At 68.2% G+C, this 19,251-nt stretch carries 13 protein-coding genes and 1 pseudogene; 5 read left to right on the forward strand and 9 right to left on the reverse strand.

What is annotated here, in order from left to right; translation table 11 throughout:
• Window positions 1–5: 5 nt before the first annotated feature.
• The 3 genes from iniA to EH231_RS27855 all read right to left on the reverse strand — a co-directional run bounded on the left by iniA (window position 6) and on the right by EH231_RS27855 (window position 3,883).
• A complete protein-coding gene (iniA, locus tag EH231_RS27845) occupies window positions 6–1,859 on the reverse strand; it encodes an isoniazid-induced dynamin-like GTPase IniA (RefSeq protein WP_164481045.1) in 1,854 nt (617 codons plus the stop codon).
• 95 nt (window positions 1,860–1,954) lie between these two features.
• A complete protein-coding gene (locus EH231_RS27850; RefSeq protein WP_090424077.1) occupies window positions 1,955–3,052 on the reverse strand; it encodes an IniB N-terminal domain-containing protein in 1,098 nt (365 codons plus the stop codon).
• Between the two features lie 282 nt (window positions 3,053–3,334).
• Window positions 3,335–3,883 carry an Rv0340 family IniB-related protein gene (locus EH231_RS27855; protein ID WP_090424076.1) on the reverse strand — a complete coding sequence of 183 codons (549 nt, stop codon included), beginning with the start codon at window positions 3,881–3,883 and terminating at the stop codon, window positions 3,335–3,337.
• A 197-nt stretch (window positions 3,884–4,080) separates the two neighbouring features.
• Here EH231_RS27855 and EH231_RS27860 point away from each other — a divergent pair, with 197 nt between their 5' ends.
• The 3 genes from EH231_RS27860 (at window position 4,081) to EH231_RS27870 (ending at window position 11,631) form a co-directional block, all read left to right on the forward strand.
• On the forward strand, window positions 4,081–5,862 hold the full coding sequence (locus EH231_RS27860; protein WP_124713778.1) for an Hsp70 family protein: 1,782 nt from the start codon (window positions 4,081–4,083) through the stop codon (window positions 5,860–5,862).
• A gap of 10 nt (window positions 5,863–5,872) precedes the next feature.
• Window positions 5,873–8,380, forward strand: a complete 2,508-nt coding sequence (iniR, locus tag EH231_RS27865) for an isoniazid response ATPase/transcriptional regulator IniR (RefSeq protein WP_124713779.1) — start codon at window positions 5,873–5,875, stop codon at window positions 8,378–8,380.
• 149 nt (window positions 8,381–8,529) lie between these two features.
• Entirely contained in the window at window positions 8,530–11,631 is a 3,102-nt protein-coding gene (locus EH231_RS27870) for a heterodisulfide reductase-related iron-sulfur binding cluster (RefSeq protein ID WP_124713780.1), read from the forward strand.
• Window positions 11,632–11,697: 66 nt separating this feature from the next.
• Here the strand turns inward: EH231_RS27870 and EH231_RS27875 are convergent, their stop codons facing one another.
• Window positions 11,698–11,946, reverse strand: coding sequence for a hypothetical protein (locus EH231_RS27875; RefSeq protein ID WP_090424072.1), 249 nt, complete (start codon window positions 11,944–11,946; stop codon window positions 11,698–11,700).
• Window positions 11,947–12,182: 236 nt separating this feature from the next.
• On the opposite strand from EH231_RS27875, the gene EH231_RS27880 reads away from it, so the two are divergent.
• Both EH231_RS27880 and EH231_RS27885 read left to right on the forward strand, forming a co-directional pair.
• Complete coding sequence (locus tag EH231_RS27880; protein ID WP_164481046.1) at window positions 12,183–13,472, forward strand: pyridoxal phosphate-dependent aminotransferase; 1,290 nt, start codon at window positions 12,183–12,185, stop codon at window positions 13,470–13,472.
• A 107-nt stretch (window positions 13,473–13,579) separates the two neighbouring features.
• A complete protein-coding gene (locus tag EH231_RS27885; RefSeq protein WP_090424071.1) occupies window positions 13,580–14,827 on the forward strand; it encodes a YibE/F family protein in 1,248 nt (415 codons plus the stop codon).
• On the opposite strand, the gene EH231_RS27890 is transcribed toward EH231_RS27885, so the two are convergent.
• From EH231_RS27890 to EH231_RS34470, 5 genes and pseudogenes are all read right to left on the reverse strand, one after another.
• Window positions 14,802–15,170 carry a nuclear transport factor 2 family protein gene (locus EH231_RS27890; protein WP_090424805.1) on the reverse strand — a complete coding sequence of 123 codons (369 nt, stop codon included), beginning with the start codon at window positions 15,168–15,170 and terminating at the stop codon, window positions 14,802–14,804. The two genes, EH231_RS27885 and EH231_RS27890, sit on opposite strands and share 26 nt — an antisense overlap.
• 18 nt (window positions 15,171–15,188) lie before the next feature.
• Window positions 15,189–15,941 (reverse strand): maleylpyruvate isomerase family mycothiol-dependent enzyme, encoded by a 753-nt coding sequence (locus EH231_RS27895; protein WP_090424070.1) that lies wholly within the window; start codon window positions 15,939–15,941, stop codon window positions 15,189–15,191.
• A 1-nt stretch (window position 15,942) separates the two neighbouring features.
• Entirely contained in the window at window positions 15,943–17,256 is a 1,314-nt protein-coding gene (locus EH231_RS27900; protein ID WP_164481047.1) for a cytochrome P450, read from the reverse strand.
• Window positions 17,257–17,294: 38 nt separating this feature from the next.
• The gene (locus EH231_RS27905; RefSeq protein ID WP_090424069.1) at window positions 17,295–18,626 is read right to left on the reverse strand and encodes a UDP-glucose dehydrogenase family protein; all 1,332 of its coding nucleotides are present in this window, start codon (window positions 18,624–18,626) and stop codon (window positions 17,295–17,297) included.
• A 99-nt stretch (window positions 18,627–18,725) separates the two neighbouring features.
• Window positions 18,726–19,251 (reverse strand): annotated as a pseudogene (locus tag EH231_RS34470) (DUF7159 family protein); the annotation flags it as partial.

The raw sequence follows: 19,251 nt of genomic DNA on the forward strand, positions 1-19,251 counted from the left end.
GGAGCTTAGTTGCCCGCGCCCGCCAGACCGTTGGCGTGGTCGACCACCTGGGTCAGGATGTTTTGCTGACGCTCCAGCTCTCTGACCCGGGCGTTGCGCTCGTTCTCCTCGACCCTCGCCGCGGCGAGGGTCGCCTGCAACGACTCGTTGAGCGAGCGGGTGGTCTGGTTGGCGATTCCGCGGTAGTGGTCGCGCAATTGTCGTTGGATGCCCTTGAGGCGGTCCCGCGATTCCTTGCCGACCACGAAGGCGACGTCGTCGATGAACTTGCGCATGTTGGTCTTGGCCTCACCGCGGACCCGGAGCATGCGGTTCTCCATGTCCTCCTTGTAGGCCTTGCGGCCCAGCACCAGGCCGGCGCCCAGCGACAGCGGGTTGAACATGCCCAGCCCGGCGAATGAGGTGAGCATGCCGAACATCAGCACACCGCCATAGGAGCCGCGCATACCGGTGATGACCTTGTGCCCGGCCTTGATCGGTTTTGCCTCCAGCCGGGCCAGCGATTTCATCTCACCGAATCCGGCGCCCATATCCCTGGCGTCGATCTGAGGCAGTTGCACCGCTTCCAGGCCTGCCTCGGTGAAGGTGCGGGCCACCTCGGCCGCCAGTGCCTCCGCCCGCTGATACGCCCAGACGAAGTTGTCGCCGACGGCGGTGGCCACCGCCTCCTCCAGCTCCGAGCCGATCTCGGCCCAGTGCAGCGTGGGGTCGCCGTTGTCGATCACCTTCTCGGCGTGCTGGGTGATGTTGCGGAACCGGTGGCGCAGATCGTGATCGACATCGGCGGTCAGGTCGGCGATGCCGTCGTTGAGCACCTGCTGCCACAGCGCGGTCTGCTGCAGGGCATCCTGGGCTTCCTGCTTGCGCCGTTCCAGCTCGGCGGTGAGCCGCTCGCGTTCATCCGGATCGGTGAAGGCGGACAGCTCGGAGTTCACGGCCAACAGCAGATGTTCTGCGGCCGAATGGATTTCGGCGACCACCTCGTCACGGATCCGGTCGCTCTCGCGGTTCAACACCCGGTCGGACAGGAATTTCACGATGGCCGGGAAGTTCGATTCCTCGTTGAGTTCCTTGTCGTTGAGCTGGATCGCGTGGCTGCGCAGCACACTGGAGACCGGGGTGATCGGAACGTTGACGCCCGCCCGCTGCAGGTGGCCGGTATTGGCGCCGACGATCTCGCGCCAGTGCGGGTACAGGTCGGTCTTGGTCGCGACGATCGTTGCCAACGGGCAGATTTCGATCGCCTGACGGATGAAGGTCATTTCCGGTTCGGTGAATTCCTGGCTGGTGTCGCTGACCATCAGCAGCGCGTCGGCGTCCGGCAGCAGGCCCAGGGTCGCCGAAAGGTGCGGCTGTCCGAGCCCGCCGACACCCGGGGTGTCGACGAAGGCCAGCCCACCCTTGAGCAGGGGGCTGGGGGCGGTCACCTCGACCCGCAACACCTCACGGCCCCCGGCCTGCGGAGCGCGGCGCAGGTCGTTGGTGACCTCCGACGGCGGGATGTCGATCAGTTCGGGTTCGGCCCCGTCGGGCCGGGCCACCACCAGGCGCGCCGACGCCTGCTCCCCGTAGGCGACGACGGTGGCCAGCACGGTGGATTCGTCATCGCCGACACGGGCCACAGGGATGTTGAGCAGCGAGTTCAGCAGCTGGCTCTTGCCCTGCTTGAGCTGGCCGGCGATGACCACTCGGATCTGCGGGTCATTGATGCGCACCTTCGCCAACCTCAGGCGCTCCACCAGATCGCCGCGGTCGTAGGTCGCGGCGATCGTGCTGGTGTGGTCGATGAGTTCGACGATCACCTTGACCTTGCGCGGGTCGCCCGCCGCGGCCGGGCGCGGGTCACTGGGTTGCGTCATGGAAGTCCCTCCTGCGTGCCGGGCTCAACGGTAGGCGCGCCGATGGGACGGGGACCACCCGCGTACGGATGGCCCCCGCCCCTGTGCGGATCGGATCAGAAGGCGTCGAACCCGGTGTCGGTCGCATTGTGCGACGCGACGTCGGTGTGGGACTGCGAGTGCGAGTCGTAGCTGTTACCCGAGCCCAGCGCCGAGCTGGTGTCGTTGTGCGACCCGAAGGACGTGTCGTTGTGCGACGCGGTGTCGTTGTTCGACGCGAACGCGGTGTCGTTGCCCGACCCGATGTTCGAGGTGTAGCTCGACGAGTTGTCCTCGACGGTGTGCGTCGATTCGGTCTTCACCGAGGTGTGCGTCGAGTTGTCCTGCGTGTTCCGGCTGCCGTAGTCACCGTCGACCGTGGTCTGGTTTCCGCCGACCGCGTGGGTCGAGGCATCGGTGAGGATGATCGAGCCGGCGTTGCCGCCGTCGCCACCGGACGCACCGCCGCTGCCGATACCGATCAGGCTGTCACCGCCCGACGCGCCGCCGCCGTGGCCGCCGCTCATGTCGACGTCCTTGATCACCGGGCCGTCGTTGCCGGACACCACGTCGCCGCCGGCGTGCTGCGAGCTGTCCTCGATGGCATTGCCCTCACCCACGTTGACGTGCGAACCCGAACCGGCCCAGACGTCACCGTTGTTGGTGGTGTTGCCGTCACCGAGCACCGCCCCGTCGCCGCTGACGATGTCGCCCTTGTTCTCGCCGTCGACCACCACGCCGCCGTTGGTGGCGGTGTTGGTGCTCTTGTCGCCGAGGGTGATGTCACCGAAGCCGAGGTTGAACGCACCCTGCTGGGCGTTGGCGCCGGCGTCCTGGTTGGGGCTCATGATCGGCACGTTGTTGTGGCTGGCCCACTCGGTGTCGTTGTTGCTGGCCACCTGCGTCTGCGGGGAGAACGGCGAGGCGACCTGGTTCCCGAACTGCGCGGGGATGCTGTGGTGATCGGCGACCGCGCGCTGCAGGCCGAGCACCGGGTTGCCGCCGCCGAGCAGGACACCGGCTGGGGCCGCGGTGGCCGCGACGGCGTGCAGCTGGGCCGCGGTCACGTTGGGCAGGCCGGCGTCACGCAGGCTGCCGTCCGGATCGGCGATGAACGAAGCTGCCGAGGCGGGGCTACGGAACAGGTCCAGGATGAAGTCGATCAGAGTGGTCATTTCTCCAACCTTTCGGATGTTTCTGGGAGTCTCTGGTGAGTCCCCCGCCGGGCTCTCCGGCGATCTGGAGACAACGTTATGGGCGCGCCGCAGCCCCGGAAACGGGGTCGATTCCCCTCCCCGTATCGCCCCTACTCGGGGTGCAGGGGGTGGCCCCAATAGGGGCTTAGGGGATATGTAGGGGCAGGGGCGGGAGGCCCCGGATCTATTGACGTTTTCGCAGGTAAACGCAATAAGCGCACGACCACTTGGGTCGTGCGCTTATCGGAACGCTGGGGCAGATCAGTCGAAGATGTCGAATCCGCCGCCGCTGTCGGTGTGGTGCTGGTCGTCGACGATCGGGTGGTCCCACTCGGGGGCCGGTGCCGGGTCGACGATCGGTGCGTCCTCGATGACGGGTTCGTTGAACTGCAGCGATACGTCGTCGAGCGGCTGATTCACGAGGCTGTCGTCGTCGATGGCCGCCACCGAAGACACCAGGTGGTCCGCAGCGCCGGACTGATCGATGACCTGGCCGGCCGTCGAGTCCCAGGCATCGTTGGGGGCATCGAGCGGCACGTGATCGCCGAAGGCGTCGAACGCCGCGGTAGCCGCGCCGCTGGCCCAGACGTTGCCGCCCGGATCGGTGGCGCTGAGGTCGCCGAACCCGGCGTTGGGGCCGGTCATGGACAGCGATTCCGATACGACGGGAATCAGGTTGTTGACGTCCGCGCTGGTCACATCGGTCAGATGGGCATCGGCGATGGCCTGGGCCGGGTCGGCGGCATAGTGGGCAGCGGCATCGGGGTCGCGTACCAGCGACATCACAAAGTCCAGCAGTGTGTTCGCCATGCTCCACCTCCTCAACAGTTCGATTTGAATGCTAGCCAGCTGTGAGGGCGCTGGGATCGGTGCCGAACCCACCCCTGTCCGGCCGCCGTTAGGGGGGTGGACATTAGGGGATTGACGCCACTAGGGGTTCAATCACGGGCCCAGGGGATCCCAGCAGTTAGGGTGAGGTTCGGCCGAGACAACAGGAGTGACGCCTGATGACCGACTCACTGGGGTTGTCGATCGGGATGACCAACCTGGCGGCAGCCCGCGAAGGCCGCCAACCGGTGATCCGCCGATCGATCTTCACCTTGCACAACGACCGTGCTCCAGATGTGGGCGAATACACCGGCAGCGGATTGCCGCTGGCCGGATTCGTCGAGCGGGTCGGCGACCCGGTGCCCCTGGTCGCCGCGGACGGGTCCCAGCACCGCGGAGAACTGGTGCTGGCCGAGGCACTGGACGTGATGGCCCGAGCCGCGGGAGGCGGCTCCCCGGTCGCCATCGCCGTGCCTGCGCACTGGGGTCCGAGCACCGTCGGTGCGTTGCGCGGCGCGATCCGGCACAAGCCCGCACTGTCACCTGGCGGCGTGCCGCCGGCGCTGGTGCCCGACTCTCTCACCGCGCTGGCGGCCCTCCGCGCCGATCCCGGGCTCCCCACCGAAGGTGTCGTGGTGCTGTGCGATTTCGGCGGCAGCGGCACGAGCGTCACGCTGGCCGACGCCGGCGCGGGTTTCGCCACCATCGGGCAGACGGTCCGTTATCCCGATTTCTCCGGCGACCAGATCGACCAGGCGTTGCTCAACCATGTACTCAGCGGGATCGCGGCCGCCAACGACGCCGATCCGGCGGGCACCGCAGCGGTCGGTTCGCTGGCGCGGCTGCGGGCCGAGTGCCGTCAGGCCAAGGAGCGGCTGTCGGCCGAAACGGCGACCTCCATTCCCACCGAGCTGCCCGGATTCAATTCCGAGTTCAGGGTGACCCGCCCCGAACTCGACCAACTCATGTCCGCGCCTTTGGCGGGCCTGCTGGATGTCGTCGAAGACACGTTGCAGCGCAACAACATTGCGTTGTCGAGTGTGAACGCGGTAGCGACCGTGGGCGGCGGCGCGGCGATCCCGTTGGTGACCCAGCGGGTGTCGGAGCGGTTGCGCGCACCGGTGGTGACAACCCAGCGACCCCAACTGGATGTGGCCGTCGGGGCCGCCCTGGTCGCCGAGCGCGTCGCGGAGGCCGGCGCGGCGACGGGCATGGCTCCCGCAGTGGCGGCCGCAGATGCACCAACGGGTTTGGCTCCCGAGGTGGCCGCCGCCGACGCGCCAACGGGCATGGCCCCGACGAGTCTGGGTCCGGCAGCCGGTGCCGACTCGGGGAATTTCGGCGCCCTGGCCTGGTCGCAGGATGACGCACCCGGCAATGAGCCGGTGCCGTACGCGGGCGGCGAATACGAGACTCCCGCAGACATGACGGCGGCACGGCCACCGGTGGAATTCAGCCACGACGAAGAGATGATCGACGCCGGACCGGCGCCGCTCCCCTGGTACAAACGCCCCCCGATCCTGTTCGGGGCAGCGGCCGCGGCCGCCCTGCTGGCCGCCGGTGGACTCGCGGTGACTTTGACCAGCTCCGAAGGGGATTCGACTCCGGTCACCGAAACCAGTACCACCTACTCGATGGGTCCGTCGCCCGAAGGCCCGCCGCCCGAGCCGGTCACCACCGTGACCGAGGGGCCCGACGGCGTCAAGACCACCACTGTCGTGGTGCCGCCCCCGCCGCCGGAGACGACGACGTCGCCACCGGAAACCACCACGACGACCAGCCCGACCACCACAACGACGACCACGACCACCACGCCGTCTACAACCACGACGACCCGCACCACGACCACCACGACGCAACCGCCGACGACAACGACGCAGCCCCCGACGACGACGCAACCGCCGACCACCACCCAGCCGCCGGTCACGACCACTGCGGCAGAGGGCGGCGGCGGCGCCTAGGCCGGCACCGATGACCGACCCGGCGCCGGAGCCCGTTCCGGAGCTTCCGTTGGCTGCCCGATCGGCGATCGATGAGGTGCTGACCGACCCGGCTGCTCCGGTCAAGCTGTTGGTGTCCGGCGGCATCGGAACCGGGAAGAGCACAGTGCTCGCCGCGGTCCGCAACGCGCTGCGGGAGGCCGGCCGCGTCGTGTTGACCCGTGCGCCCCGGCCGGGTGACGCACCTGAGTCCGCGTTCGTCGTCGACGACGCGCACTTTCTCGCCGACAGTGAAATCGACTGCCTTGCAGAGAAAGTCGCCGATCCGGCGGCGACCGTCGTGGTGGCCTGCGAGCCGCTGACCCACCGCATGCCGTTGGTCACGTTGGCCACCGCGCTGGAGCGGGAGAACCCGGTGGTACGGCTCGGGCCCATCCCGACAGCCGAGGTGGGCCGGACCCTGAGCACGGCACTGGGAGCCCCGGCAACCCCGGAGACCGTCAGATCGGTGTTGGGCGCGACTGCCGGATTGCCATTTCTGTTGCGCGCCGAGGCGGATGCGGTCGATGCACCGGCCGACGCCGCCCGGTTCGCGTTGTTGCAACGGCTGCGCAGAGTTGACGACGACACCCGCGACGCGCTGCTGATCCTGTCGTTGAGCCACGATCTCGGTCCCGACGACGTGGCGGCGGCGCTGCGGTTGACCGGTACCGAGGCGGCCGCACTGGTGGATCGGGCTCGGGCCGGTGGGTTGGTGGAACCGTCACATGACCGGCGGTTCGTACGGATGGTTCACGAATCACTGGCCCAGATCGCGGGCGCCGCTCGCCACCACGAGATCGAATCCTCTCTTCTCTCTTCACAACTCGAGCTGTCCACTTTGTCGGCCGACCTCGCCGTGCGGCTGGCCGAGCACGGATTGCGCGACGACCGACTGGCCGAGGCGCTCGCTGAGCACGCCGCCCACAACCGCGCCCGGCCCGCGCGGGCGGCCCGGCTCTACCGGGCCGCGGTCACGGCCGGCGCTGCGGCGGTGAGCACCCGGCTGGCCGATGCACTGGCGCTGGCCGGCGACTGCACCACCGCGGCCCGGATGGCCGACGAACTGCTCGGCTCCGAGGACCCGGCCGAACGGGCGACCGCGGTGCGGATCGCGGCCAGTGTCGCCGTGCACGACGGCGGCGCGGCCCAGGCCGCCGACCTGTTCCGGTGGCTCGGCCCGTACCCGGACGTCCTGGTCAGTTCGGCGAGCACGACCGCCTTCCTCGCGGCGGGTGACGGCGAGGCCGCGCGGGCGTCTGCGAGTACCGAGGCGGCCGGGCCGCCCACCTCGACGGCACGGGCGGCCCGCAGCCTCGCCGAAGGTTTGGTGCTGTCACTGGATCAGCCGTTCGCGGTGACCGTGGCCCGGCTGGGGCAGGCCGTCACATCCGAATATCAGGCCGCCGGCGTCGCCCCCGATACCCCGGCGGCGTTGGTGACGCTCGCGGCTCTGCACGGCGGCGATTCGGTGCGGGCACGCAGTGTGATCAGCCGGGCGGTCCGGGCCGGCGCGGCGGGTGACGAAGTTTTCAGTGCGGCTCGACACCGCCTGCTGCTGGGCTGGGTGAAGATGCAGGACGGTCAGCTCGGCGCGGCCGGCGCGGACGCTGCCGCCGCCGAATCGGGCGAGGATCTGCATCGGCGCGACGCCTTGTGGGCCGCCGCGCTGCGTACCGCGATCGCCCGGCGCAGCGGGGACAGCGGCGCGGTGCAGAAGCACTGGTACGCGGCGGTGGAGGTGCTCGCCGAGTATTCGATAGACCTGTTCTCCCTGCTGCCGCTCGGCGAGTTGTGGGTGGCCGGCGCCCGCATGCGCCAGGTCGACCGGCTGGAACACCCGCTGTCCGAGGCGTGGGACCTGCTTGCAGCGCTCGGCAACCCGGTGCTGTGGTCGGTGCCGCTGCACTGGGCGGGTGTGCACGCCGGGATTCTGGCCAACTCCCCCGGGGCGGTCGCCCCACATGGTCAGGCCCTGACGGCTGCCGCCGGACAGAGTGCCTTCGCCCGGGCACTGGCCAACGGTGGGCGCACCTGGTTGCGGGTGCTGGCCAACCACGTCGACATCGACGAGGTCACGGCCGCGGCGCGGGCACTGTCTCAGTTCGGCCTGACCTGGGATGGCACCCGGTTGGCGAGCCAGGCCGCGCTGCAGACCCCGGATGCGCGCGTGTCCCAGGCGATGCTGCAGCTGGCCCGCGATCTCAAGCAGACCAGTGCGGTCGAGGATGTCGAGGTCGCCTCAATGGTGTCGACGTCCCCGGCGGCCGCCGCCGCCACGCCCGCGCAGGGTCGGGCGTCGACCAAGTTGTCCGACCGCGAGCGGGAGGTGGCCGAACTGCTGCTGCTCGGGATGCCCTACCGCGATATCGGCAGCCAGCTGTTCATCTCGGCGAAGACCGTCGAGCATCACGTGGCCCGGATTCGGCGGCGTCTCGGAGCCGAGTCGCGCACCGAAATGTTGTCCATGTTGCGGGCGATGCTGGCGCCGCAGGGCTGAGAGCTCTACCACAGTCCTCTCCAAGTTAGGTAAGCCTCGGTAGCGGCACGAAACACGTAAATGTCACTATGAGCTGAAGGAAGCTAAGTTACCGACGGGTAACTAGGCCTAAGTTACCGTCGGGTAACTCGCGAAATGGAGGCGTTTCTGTGGAGAGTCTCGAACACACCCTGACTCTGTCACGGCTGATTATCGGTCTGCTCGCCACGCTCGTAGTGCTGGCGTTCGCCGCCAAGCGCGTGCTGTGGCTGACCAAGCTGATCAGCTCCGGGCAGAAGGTTGGCGATGAGCGTGGCCGCAAGGACCATCTGGTCCAGCGCTTCCTCAACCAGAACAAGGAAGTCTTCGCCCAGTCGAAGCTGCTGAAGTGGTCGATCCCCGGTATCGCGCACTTCTTCACGATGTGGGGCTTCTTCGTCCTCGCCACCGTGTACCTCGAGGCCTACGGGGTGCTGTTCAACCCCGAGTTCCACATCCCGTTCGTCGGCCGCTGGGCGGTACTGGGCTTCCTGCAGGACTTCTTCGCCGTCGCCGTGCTGGCCGGCATCATCGTCTTCGCGATCATCCGCATCCGTAAGAACCCCGAGCAGCTGGGCCGCGAGTCGCGCTTCTACGGCTCGCACAACGGCGGCGCCTGGACGATCCTGATCATGATCTTCCTGGTCATCGCGACCTATGCGGTGTTCCGTGGTGCTGCCGTCAACGTGCTGGGCGAGAACTTCCCGTACCAGTCGGGCGCCTTCTTCTCCGACGGCATGGCCGCGCTGCTGGCTCCGCTGGGCCACACCGCCAATGTCTGGCTGGAGAGCATCGCATTGCTCGCCCACCTCGGCGTCATGCTGGCCTTCCTGCTGATCGTGCTGCACTCCAAGCACCTGCACATCGGCCTGGCCCCCATCAACGTCACGTTCAAGCGCCTGCCTGACGGCCTCGGCCCGCTGCTGCCGATGGAATACAAGGGCGAGAAGATCGACTTCGAGGACCCCGCCGAAGACGCGGTGTTCGGCAAGGGCCGGATCGAGGACTTCACCTGGAAGGCCAACCTCGACATGGCGACCTGTACCGAGTGCGGTCGCTGCCAGTCGCAGTGCCCGGCCTGGAACACCGGTAAGCCGCTGTCCCCCAAGCTCGTGATGATGAACCTGCGCGACCACCTGTTCGCGAAGGCCCCGTACATCATCGAAGGCAAGACGATGCCCGAGGAGGGCTCGGTCGACTTCGCCAAGCTGGGTGACAGCCTGCACGGCCACGGTGTGCCCGAAGACGGCTTCGCCCGCATCGAGGGCTCCGGACCCGAGCAGGCGCTGCGCCCGCTGGTCGGCACCGCCGAGCAGGGCGGCGTCATCGACCCCGACGTGCTGTGGTCCTGCACCAACTGTGGTGCCTGCGTCGAGCAGTGCCCGGTCGACATCGAGCACATCGACCACATCGTCGACATGCGCCGCTACCAGGTCATGGTCGAGTCGGAGTTCCCCGGGGAGCTCGGCGTGCTGTTCAAGAACCTGGAGACCAAGGGCAACCCCTGGGGCCAGAACGCCAAGGACCGCACCAACTGGATCGACGAGGTCGACTTCGACGTGCCGGTCTACGGCGAGGACGTCGAGAGCTTCGACGGCTTCGAGTACCTGTTCTGGGTCGGTTGTGCCGGCGCCTACGAGGACCGCGCCAAGAAGACCACCAAGGCCGTCGCCGAACTGCTGGCGGCCTCGGGCGTGAAGTTCCTGGTGCTGGGCACCGGTGAGACCTGCACGGGTGACTCGGCTCGCCGATCCGGCAACGAGTTCCTGTTCCAGCAGCTGGCCGCGCAGAACGTCGAGACCATCAACGAGCTGTTCGAGGGTGTCGAGACGGTCGACCGCAAGATCGTGGTCACCTGCCCGCACTGCTTCAACACGATCGGCCGCGAGTACCCGCAGCTGGGCGCCAACTACACCGTGGTGCACCACACGCAGCTGCTCAACCGCCTGGTCCGGGACAAGAAGCTGGTGCCGGTCAAGTCCACCGGCGGCCCCGAGGTCACCTACCACGACCCGTGCTTCCTCGGCCGTCACAACAAGGTCTACGAGGCTCCGCGTGAGCTGGTCGAGGCCTCCGGCGTGACGCTGAAGGAAATGCCCCGCCACGCCGACCGCGGCCTGTGCTGTGGTGCCGGTGGCGCGCGGATGTGGATGGAAGAGCACATCGGCAAGCGCGTGAACGTCGAGCGCACCGAAGAGGCGATGGACACCGCCTCGACCATCGCGACCGGCTGCCCGTTCTGCCGCGTGATGATCACCGACGGTGTCGACGACGTGGCCGCTGCCCGCAACGTCGAGAAGGCCGAAGTGCTCGACGTCGCCCAGCTGCTGCTGAACTCGCTGGACAAGAGCGCCGTCAAGCTGCCCGAAAAGGGCACTGCGGCCAAGGAATCCGAGAAACGGGCCGAGGCACGCGCCGAGGCTGAGGCCAAAGCCGAAGCCGCGGCGGCGGCTGCCGCACCGGCGGTCGAGGAAATCGCAGAAGAGGCACCGGCCGCGGCCACCACTGCCGAAGCCAAGCCGGTGACCGGTTTGGGTATGGCGGGCGCCGCCAAGCGCCCCGGCGCCAAGAAGGCGGCCCCGGCCGCCGAGGCCTCAGCCGCCCCGGCTGCGGCAGCGGCACCGGTCAAGGGTCTGGGCATGGCCGGCGGCGCGAAGCGTCCTGGTGCCAAGAAGACCGCGGCTCCGGCCGCCTCTGCTGCCGAGGCTCCGGCCGCTCCGGCTGCTCCGGTCAAGGGCCTGGGCATCGCCGGCGGCGCGAAGCGTCCTGGCCCGAAGAAGGCTGCGGCTCCCGCCGCCGAGGCCGCTCAGGCCGCCGAGGCTCCCGCTGCACCGGCGGCACCTGCGGCACCGGTCAAGGGCCTGGGCATGGCGGCCGGCGCGAAGCGTCCTGGTGCCAAGAAGGCGGCTCCGGCAGCATCGGCCGCACCCGCCGCACCCGCCGCACCCGCGGCTCCGGCTGCTGAGGCACCTGCCGCTGCACCTGCGGAACCGGCCAAGCCGGAACCGCCGGTGGTCGGTCTGGGGATCGCCGCAGGCGCGCGTCGCCCGGGTGCCAAGAAGGCTGCCCCGGCTGCGCCCGCCGCTCCCGCGGCACCTGCGGCTCCCGCTGCCGAGCCGACACCGGAACCGGCCGCCCCGGCAGCTGAGAAGCCTGCCGAACCCGCCAAGCCGGAACCGCCGGTCGTGGGTCTGGGCATGAAAGCCGGCGTCAAGCGTCCCGGTAAGCGCTGAGCAAGTCCCTAACGCACCGAACGGCCATCTCCACCAAGGAGGTGGCCGTTCGGTGTATCTGGGGTATCAGCTGCCGCTGCCGCCGAAAGGCTTGGCCTTGACCGCGGGCGCCGCGACGACGGGGGCGATCGTGCCGGTGTAGGTGACGGTCGTGGTTTCGCCGAGGGTCATCGATCCGCCGGAGACCACGGTTGCGGGGCCCTGCTGCTGCGCCCCGCCGAGGGTCGCAGCGAGGACACCCATCGCGACGAGGGCGCTGCCGCCGAGGGCCGCGGCCAGGGTGTTGGCTCGGAAGATGCTGGTGGTTCGTGCCATGGGAATTGCCAATCGTGTTGAACTGTTGCCAACTCAAATACCCTTTGACCTGGGTAAATCGCCGGCCGGTTGTGTTCCAGCCATGGTTGCGCAGGTTTTTGCACGGCGCGCGGCCACCCAAGGGAATCCACAGCTGGTTGCCATAGGAATGGCAGGAAAGTCCACATATGCCGGGCCCTGGCAAATCGGCGGACTTGTGGCGGCGGCCACCTGTGGATCGGCAAATTCCAAAATCAGTGGACGGTGATGAGACCATGGAGGACGTGACTACCCATCAGTTGCCGTGGCATACCGGTCAAAACCCGAAGCCGCGTACGTTTACCCAGTCCACGAAGCTGCAGGACGTCCTGTACGAGATCCGTGGACCGGTACACGAGCAGGCCTCACGGCTGGAAGCTGAAGGGCACCGCATCCTCAAGCTCAACATCGGCAACCCCGCGCCGTTCGGCTTCGAAGCACCCGACGTGATCATGCGCGACATGATCCAGGCCCTCCCCAATGCGCAGGGCTACTCCGACTCCAAGGGCATCGCCAGCGCGCGCCGCGCGGTGTTCACCCGGTACGAACTGGTCGAGGGTTTCCCCCGGTTCGACATCGAGGACGTCTATCTGGGCAACGGCGTCTCCGAGCTCATCACCATGACCCTGCAGGCGCTGCTGGACAACGGCGATCAGGTGCTCATCCCTGCCCCCGACTACCCGCTGTGGACAGCCTCGACCGCACTGGCCGGCGGCACTCCGGTGCACTACATGTGCGACGAGACCCAGGGCTGGAATCCCGATGTCGCCGACATCGAGTCCAAGATCACCGAGCGCACGAAGGCGCTCGTGGTGATCAACCCGAACAACCCCACGGGCGCGGTATACAGCCGCGAAACCCTGGAGCAGATGGTCGAGTTGGCCCGCAAGCATCAGCTCCTGCTGCTGGCCGACGAGATCTACGACAAGATCCTCTACGACGACGCCAAGCACATCTCGCTGGCGACTTTGGCGCCTGACATGCTGTGCCTGACTTTTAATGGACTGTCCAAGGCCTACCGGGTGGCCGGCTACCGCTCCGGCTGGCTGGTCATCACCGGCCCCAAGGAGCACGCGAGCAGCTTCATCGAGGGCATCAGTCTGCTGTCGAATATGCGGTTGTGCCCGAATGTGCCTGCCCAGCATGCGATTCAGGTCGCGCTGGGTGGCCATCAGAGCATCGACGATCTGGTGTTGCCGGGCGGTCGGCTGCTCGAGCAGCGTGACACCGCGTGGACGAAGCTCAATGAGATCCCCGGGGTGTCCTGTGTGAAGCCCTCGGGTGCGCTGTACGCGTTCCCGCGCCTGGATCCCGAGGTGCACGACATCCACGACGACGAGCAGCTGGTGCTCGACCTGCTGTTGCAGGAGAAGATCCTGTTGACGCAGGGCACGGGATTCAACTGGCCCACACCGGATCACCTGCGCATCGTCACGCTGCCGTGGTCGCGGGACCTGGCCCAGGCCATCGAGCGGCTGGGCAACTTCCTGGCCGGCTACCGCCAGTAGAACCCCGCGCCGACAAGACGGTTTCTGACGCAAAACGGCCCAAACCTGTCAGAAACCGTACCCTCGGCGAATCACTGAGCCACAGCAGCCCGCTCTACTCTGTCGGGGTGGCGCACACGCATTCCCACTCCCATTCGCTGGCCGGCCCGTCTCCGCTGGGTCCGCTGGCCGCCCGCATCGTCGTCGGCCTGCTGATCGCCATCGGTCTTGCGGTCATCGTCGGCGCCGCCGTGCTGTGGCCCAGCCACCAGAAGGTCGACATCCCGCTGCCGTTCCAGAACGCCGCGGGCGGCGCTGTCACCACCGAGGCCGGGCACGTGGTGTCCAGCACCCTGGCCGACTGCGGCAGCCCGTCCGCCGGGGGCGTGTTGACGTCCGCGCCGAGGCCTGCAGTCCCGGGCGGCGGCACGTGTGTGCAGAACCTGGTGTCCATCGATTCAGGACCGAACAAGGGCGCTAAGACACTGCTGGAGTTCACCACTGGGCCCGGGCAGCCGAATCTTGCAGCCGGAGACAATATCCGGGTGAGCCGCCAGGTCGATGAGGCCGGCACGACGAGCTATGCGTTCTTCGACTACGAGCGCACCTGGCCGTTGATCGCCCTGGCCACGGTGTTCGCCGTGGTGATCGTGGCGGTCGCGCGCTGGCGTGGGCTGCGGGCCATCATCGGCATCGTGGTGGCGTTCGCGGTGCTGATGATCTTCCTGTTACCCGCGCTGCGCGACGGCGCCCCGGCGGTCCCGGTGTCGCTGGTGGCCTCGGCGGCGATTCTGTACGCGGTGATCTATCTGGCCCACGGCGTCAGCCTGCGCACCAGCGCGGCCCTGCTGGGCACCCTCACGTCCTTGTTACTGGCTGCCATATTGTCTTGGGCAGCAATCGAATTGGCCCATTTGACGGGGTTGTCCGAAGACCAGAACAACGAAGTCGCGGCATACATGGGCAACGTGTCGATCACCGGACTGCTGTTGGCCGGGTTCATCATCGGCTCGCTCGGTGTGCTCAACGACGTGACCATCACCCAGGCCTCGGCGGTGTTCGAGCTGGCCGAGCACGGCGGGAGCCGACGCTCGGTTTTCGTCGGCGCTATGCGGGTGGGCAGCGACCACATCGCCAGCACGGTTTACACCCTGGTGCTCGCGTATGCCGGCAGCGCGTTGCCGCTGCTGCTGTTGTTCAGCGTGGCCAACCGGTCGTTGGCCGACGTGCTGACGGGTGAGAGCGTGGCCATCGAAATCGCCCGGTCCGCGGTGGGCGGTATCGCCCTGGCGCTATCGGTCCCGTTGACGACGGGGATCGCCGCGGTATTGGCGACGCCCACGACGAGCGTCAGCCGGCGAGGTCCTTCTCGGTGAGTTCGGTCGCGGCCAGTGCGGCGGCCAGCGTGTCGTGGCGGAACACCGAGGTGACGTGGTCGTGCACCACCCGGAATGCGGCAGCGCCGGGGTGAGCCGTGCCGTCCGCGGCCCGCACGGTCTGTTCGACGACGACCACGCCGTCGTGCACGAACATCCGCCCCGGTGTCACGGTGTCGCCGGCGGATGCGGCCCAGTCGCGGAGGGCGGCATGTCCCTGGGCGGCCCCATTGGCATCGCCCAACTCGATGTCATCGCTGGACAGAGCGATCAGGGTGTCGACGTCGTTGTCGTTCAGCGCGTCATGCCAGGCCAGAACCGTGGCGATCTCGGATGTGGTCATGAACGAAACGTACGCCACTCAGAACGGTGTGCGTTCGAGCCAGGCGTCCCACGTCGCGGTGTCGCCGAACACCTCGAGCCCGAGTTCGGCTGCACTGCGCCGCCGCGTGACGGCCAACAACAGGTCCCGAGCCGGCCCGCGCAGTGCGACGGTGCCCTTGCCGTGACTGTGGGACCACCCGAGCCCGTCCTCGTCGTGCTCCACCGTCCACTCCCCCGTGGGGCCCAGACTGTCGTCGGTCGCATGCAGGTGGATGCTGGTGTCCAACGGGAGCGGTTCTTTGTGCCGCTTGTTGGCCATGCCGGTGGAGATCTCCAGCCATTCACTGACGGCGTCGGCGGCCAGGTCGGCCGGCAGCTCGAACGCGGTCCCCACGGCCAGCGCCGCGTCGGCGTGGTGGACCGCCGCCTCGTGTACGCGCCGCCGGATCCACCAGCCCCCGGGTTTGGGGCCAAGGAACGTCCACACCCGGGTATCGGTGCCGACCTGATCGACGGCCTTGAGAACCTGGATCGCGCCCGCATTCAGCCACTCGATCGCGGCGTCGGGATCGTCGGGCGGCTTGCCCTCATGGACCTCACGCGGGTCCAGAGGCGATACCCGACGCTCGGAGATAATCTGTGCCGCCCAACGGTTTCCGCGCCCGACGTGGCGGAACAGTTGCTTGAGCGTCCACTCCGGGCACGTCGGCACCGGCGTCTCAGGATCGCTGGAGGCGATCAGCTCCCCGAAGGACCGGGTCTGGTCGAGCAGTGCAGCTCGGAAGTCCACGTCACGAACTTACCGCTGTGCGTGCCTTCCCGAGCGCGATCGGCAGAGTCGACCAGCCACGCAGAATCCGGGTCTCGCGACGACTTCCTTCGCCCGCCGCCCGTGCGTCGGGGAAGCGGTCGAAGAACGTCTGCAGGCCGACCTGGCCCTCGGCCCGCGCGAGGGCCGCGCCGAGGCAGAAGTGGCGGCCGCCGGAGAATGAGAGGTGTCGCCCGGCGTTGTCACGTTCGATGTCGAAGCGGTGCGGGTCGGCGAACACCGCGGGGTCTCGATTGGCCCCGGCAAGGTGCACGATGACGAGTTCTCCGGCTTGCACCGGGGTTCCGGCCACTTCGGTGTCACGGAGGGCCACCCGCGCGCTCATCAGCACCGGGGAGTCCAGCCGCAGGATCTCCTCCACCGTGTTCGGCCACAGCTCGGGGCGCGCGGCCAGGGTGGTGAGATGTTCGGGATGGTCGAGCAGCATGCGGATGCCGTTGCCCAGTAGGTTGACCGTGGTCTCGAACCCGGCCGCCAGCACCAGCCCGGCCAGCGCCCGCAACTCGGCCTCGTTGAGCGGTTCACCGGCCGCACCGGCATCGGAGGCCTGGATGATCTGGCTGAGCAGGTCCTCACCCGGGTTGCGCCGTAGTTGACGCAGGTGGTCGGTCAGCCAGGACTCGAATCCTTTGATGCCGGAGTTCACCTCCTGGTACTGCCGCCAGGTCAGCCCGATGTCCAGGCTCGGCGCGCCGAGCTCGCCGAATCGCAGGATCTGGGGCCGGTCTGCGTCGGGCACACCCAGGATGTCGCTGATCACCGCGACCGGCAATTGGGCGCAGTACCGGTCGACGATGTCGACCACACCGTCGTCGTCCATCGCGTCCAGCAGTTCGTTGGCGGTCTCCTGGACCCGTTCGCGCAGCCGGGCGACCGCGCGAGTGGTGAACACCGAGGAGACCAGCTTGCGGTAGCGGGTGTGATCGGGAGGTTCCACCGCGAGCAGAGACGGCGGCAGCAGCGGGTGCAACGACCCGGTGTCGGTCTTGTCGGCCACCCAGCGCAGCGGCTTGGGCAGGTTGCCGCCGAGCCGCGACACCCGGAAGTCATCGGAGCGCAGCAGCTCGGTGGCTACGTCGTGGTCGAAGGTCATCAGGAGGGCGCGGCCGCGCACAATCGGTCCGCGACGGCGCATTTCGTCGGCGAAAGGCGCCGGGTCGGCCCGCACCGCCGGGTCGGCGATGAGCCGAGCCTGCGGATCGCCATGACGCATCCCGAACGCAGAAATGCCTCGAACCACCCCGTGCAGGGCCATCCACCGGATTCGTTCCCGCATGGCCCGAGCCTACGACCGCAGAATTTGTTCTACAAGCGTCAAACAGTGGCGACGGGGCGGCCCAACGCGTAGACGCGCCATCCGGCTTCCCGCCACCGTTGTGCGTCCAGGCAATTGCGGCCGTCCACAACGACTTTGACGCGCACGGTATCGGCCAGCTCGGCCGGGTCCAGGTCGACGAACTCGGCCCACTCGGTGAGCACCAGCACCGCGTCGGCGCGGTCGCAGGCTTCGATGACCGAGGTGGAGTAGTTCAGCGTGGGAAACACCCGCTGCGAGTTGTCCATCGCCTTGGGGTCGTACACGTTGACCGCGGCACCGTTGAGCTGCAGCATGCCGGCGACGTTGAGCGCCGGAGAATCGCGGACATCGTCGGATTCGGGCTTGAAGGCCGCGCCGAGGACGGCAATGTTGGCGCCCAGCAGGGATCCGCCGCAGGCCCGCGTCGTCAGTTCCACCATGGCGGTACGGCGGCGCATGTTGATGCTGTCGACCTCACGCAGGAAGGTCAGAGCATGGTTGGCGCCCAGTTCACCGGCGCGGGCCATGAACGCCCGGATGTCCTTGGGCAGGCAGCCGCCGCCGAAGCCCAAGCCCGCGTTGAGGAATCGGCGCCCGATGCGCGGGTCATAACCCAACGCATCGGCGAGCAGCGTGACATCCGCGCCCGTTGCTTCACATACTTCGGAAATCGCGTTGATGAATGAGATCTTGGTGGCCAGGAAGGCGTTCGCCGACACCTTGACCAGCTCGGCGGTCTGAAGGTCAGTGACCAGGAACGGCACACCCTCGGCAATCAGCGGGGCGTACAGCTCACGGATCTCGAATTCGGAGCGGACTGAATCCTGCTGCACACCAACCACAATGCGATCCGGGTGCAGCGTGTCGTGCACGGCGTACCCCTCGCGGAGGAACTCCGGATTCCAGGCCACCTCGACGTCCACGCCCGCAGGTGCCAGCCCTCGGGCCCGCTCGGCCAGGTCGGCCGCGGTCCCGACCGGGACTGTGGACTTGCCGACGATCACCGCGGACCGGCGCAGGCGTGGCACCAGGGTGTCGATGACGGCGTGCACATGACGCAGATCGGCGCTGTACTCGCCCTTCTTCTGCGGGGTGCCGACGCCGAGGAAGTGCACGTCGGCGAAATCGGCGGCCTCGTCATAGTCAGTGGTGAACCGCAGGCGCCCGGCAGACAGGTTGTCGTTCAGCACCTTGCGCAGGCCGGGCTCGTAGAACGGGATGTCACCGGCGGCGAGTTTGGCCACCTTGCCCGGGTCGATGTCGACCCCGATCACCTCGTGGCCGAGTTCGGCCATACCCGCCGCATGTGTCGCGCCCAGATAGCCGGTACCGAAAACGGTGCATCGCATACTGCCTGGATAGGCGGCCAGTATGAGCTAGCTGCTACGTGACACTGAGCGGCAGGCCAACGTCAGGTAACGGTTGGAGGCGGCGCGCTAAATCCGCGGTCAGTGCCCGCCGAATGACGGGAAGGGCCACAGCGGGCCATTGCCACCGCCCGAGCCGCGCGAACCACCGGAGCCGGATCCACCGGGATTCCAACCTCCGGACCCCGAGCCACCCGGGTTCCAGTCACCCGAGCCACCGGAGCGTCCCGGATTCCAGTCACCTGAGCCGCCGGAGCGACCGGGATTCCAGTCACCCGAGCCCCGGCCCGGATTCCAGCCCGAGCTCGGACCTGAACCCGATCCCGGTTCCCAGTCATCCGAGCCTGAGCCGGGCCACTGCGGGGTTTGGGGCTCATGCCGCGACGGCGGATCCCACGGCTGACGCTGCGGCGGGTCCCAGGGCGGACGGAAGATGTTCGGCAGCCGCGGCGCAGGCGGCAACACAACCAGCGGCGGGATGTAGGGCGCCGGCGGGTTGTAGACCGGTGCCGGCGGCGGCGCCACCGGGATCGGGGCGGGCGGCGGAGCCTCGGGTGCCGGAGCAGGTGCCTCAGGCGCAGGCGGCGGGGCCGCGGCGGGCTGCTCG

The sequence above is a fragment of the Mycolicibacterium nivoides genome (genome assembly GCF_003855255.1).
Taxonomy (GTDB): domain Bacteria; phylum Actinomycetota; class Actinomycetes; order Mycobacteriales; family Mycobacteriaceae; genus Mycobacterium; species Mycobacterium nivoides.

Excerpts from the sequence above, each read along its gene's own strand:
- EH231_RS27850 (WP_090424077.1), bottom strand. The coding sequence starts at position 3,052 with ATGACCACTCTGATCGACTTCATCCTGGACCTGTTCCGTAGCCCCGCC.
- iniR (WP_124713779.1), top strand. The coding sequence starts at position 5,873 with ATGACCGACCCGGCGCCGGAGCCCGTTCCGGAGCTTCCGTTGGCTGCC.
- EH231_RS27890 (WP_090424805.1), bottom strand. The coding sequence starts at position 15,170 with ATGACCACATCCGAGATCGCCACGGTTCTGGCCTGGCATGACGCGCTG.
- iniA (WP_164481045.1), bottom strand. The coding sequence starts at position 1,859 with ATGACGCAACCCAGTGACCCGCGCCCGGCCGCGGCGGGCGACCCGCGC.
- EH231_RS27875 (WP_090424072.1), bottom strand. The coding sequence starts at position 11,946 with ATGGCACGAACCACCAGCATCTTCCGAGCCAACACCCTGGCCGCGGCC.
- EH231_RS27900 (WP_164481047.1), bottom strand. The coding sequence starts at position 17,256 with ATGCGGGAACGAATCCGGTGGATGGCCCTGCACGGGGTGGTTCGAGGC.
- EH231_RS27860 (WP_124713778.1), top strand. The coding sequence starts at position 4,081 with ATGACCGACTCACTGGGGTTGTCGATCGGGATGACCAACCTGGCGGCA.
- EH231_RS27855 (WP_090424076.1), bottom strand. The coding sequence starts at position 3,883 with ATGGCGAACACACTGCTGGACTTTGTGATGTCGCTGGTACGCGACCCC.
- EH231_RS27905 (WP_090424069.1), bottom strand. The coding sequence starts at position 18,626 with ATGCGATGCACCGTTTTCGGTACCGGCTATCTGGGCGCGACACATGCG.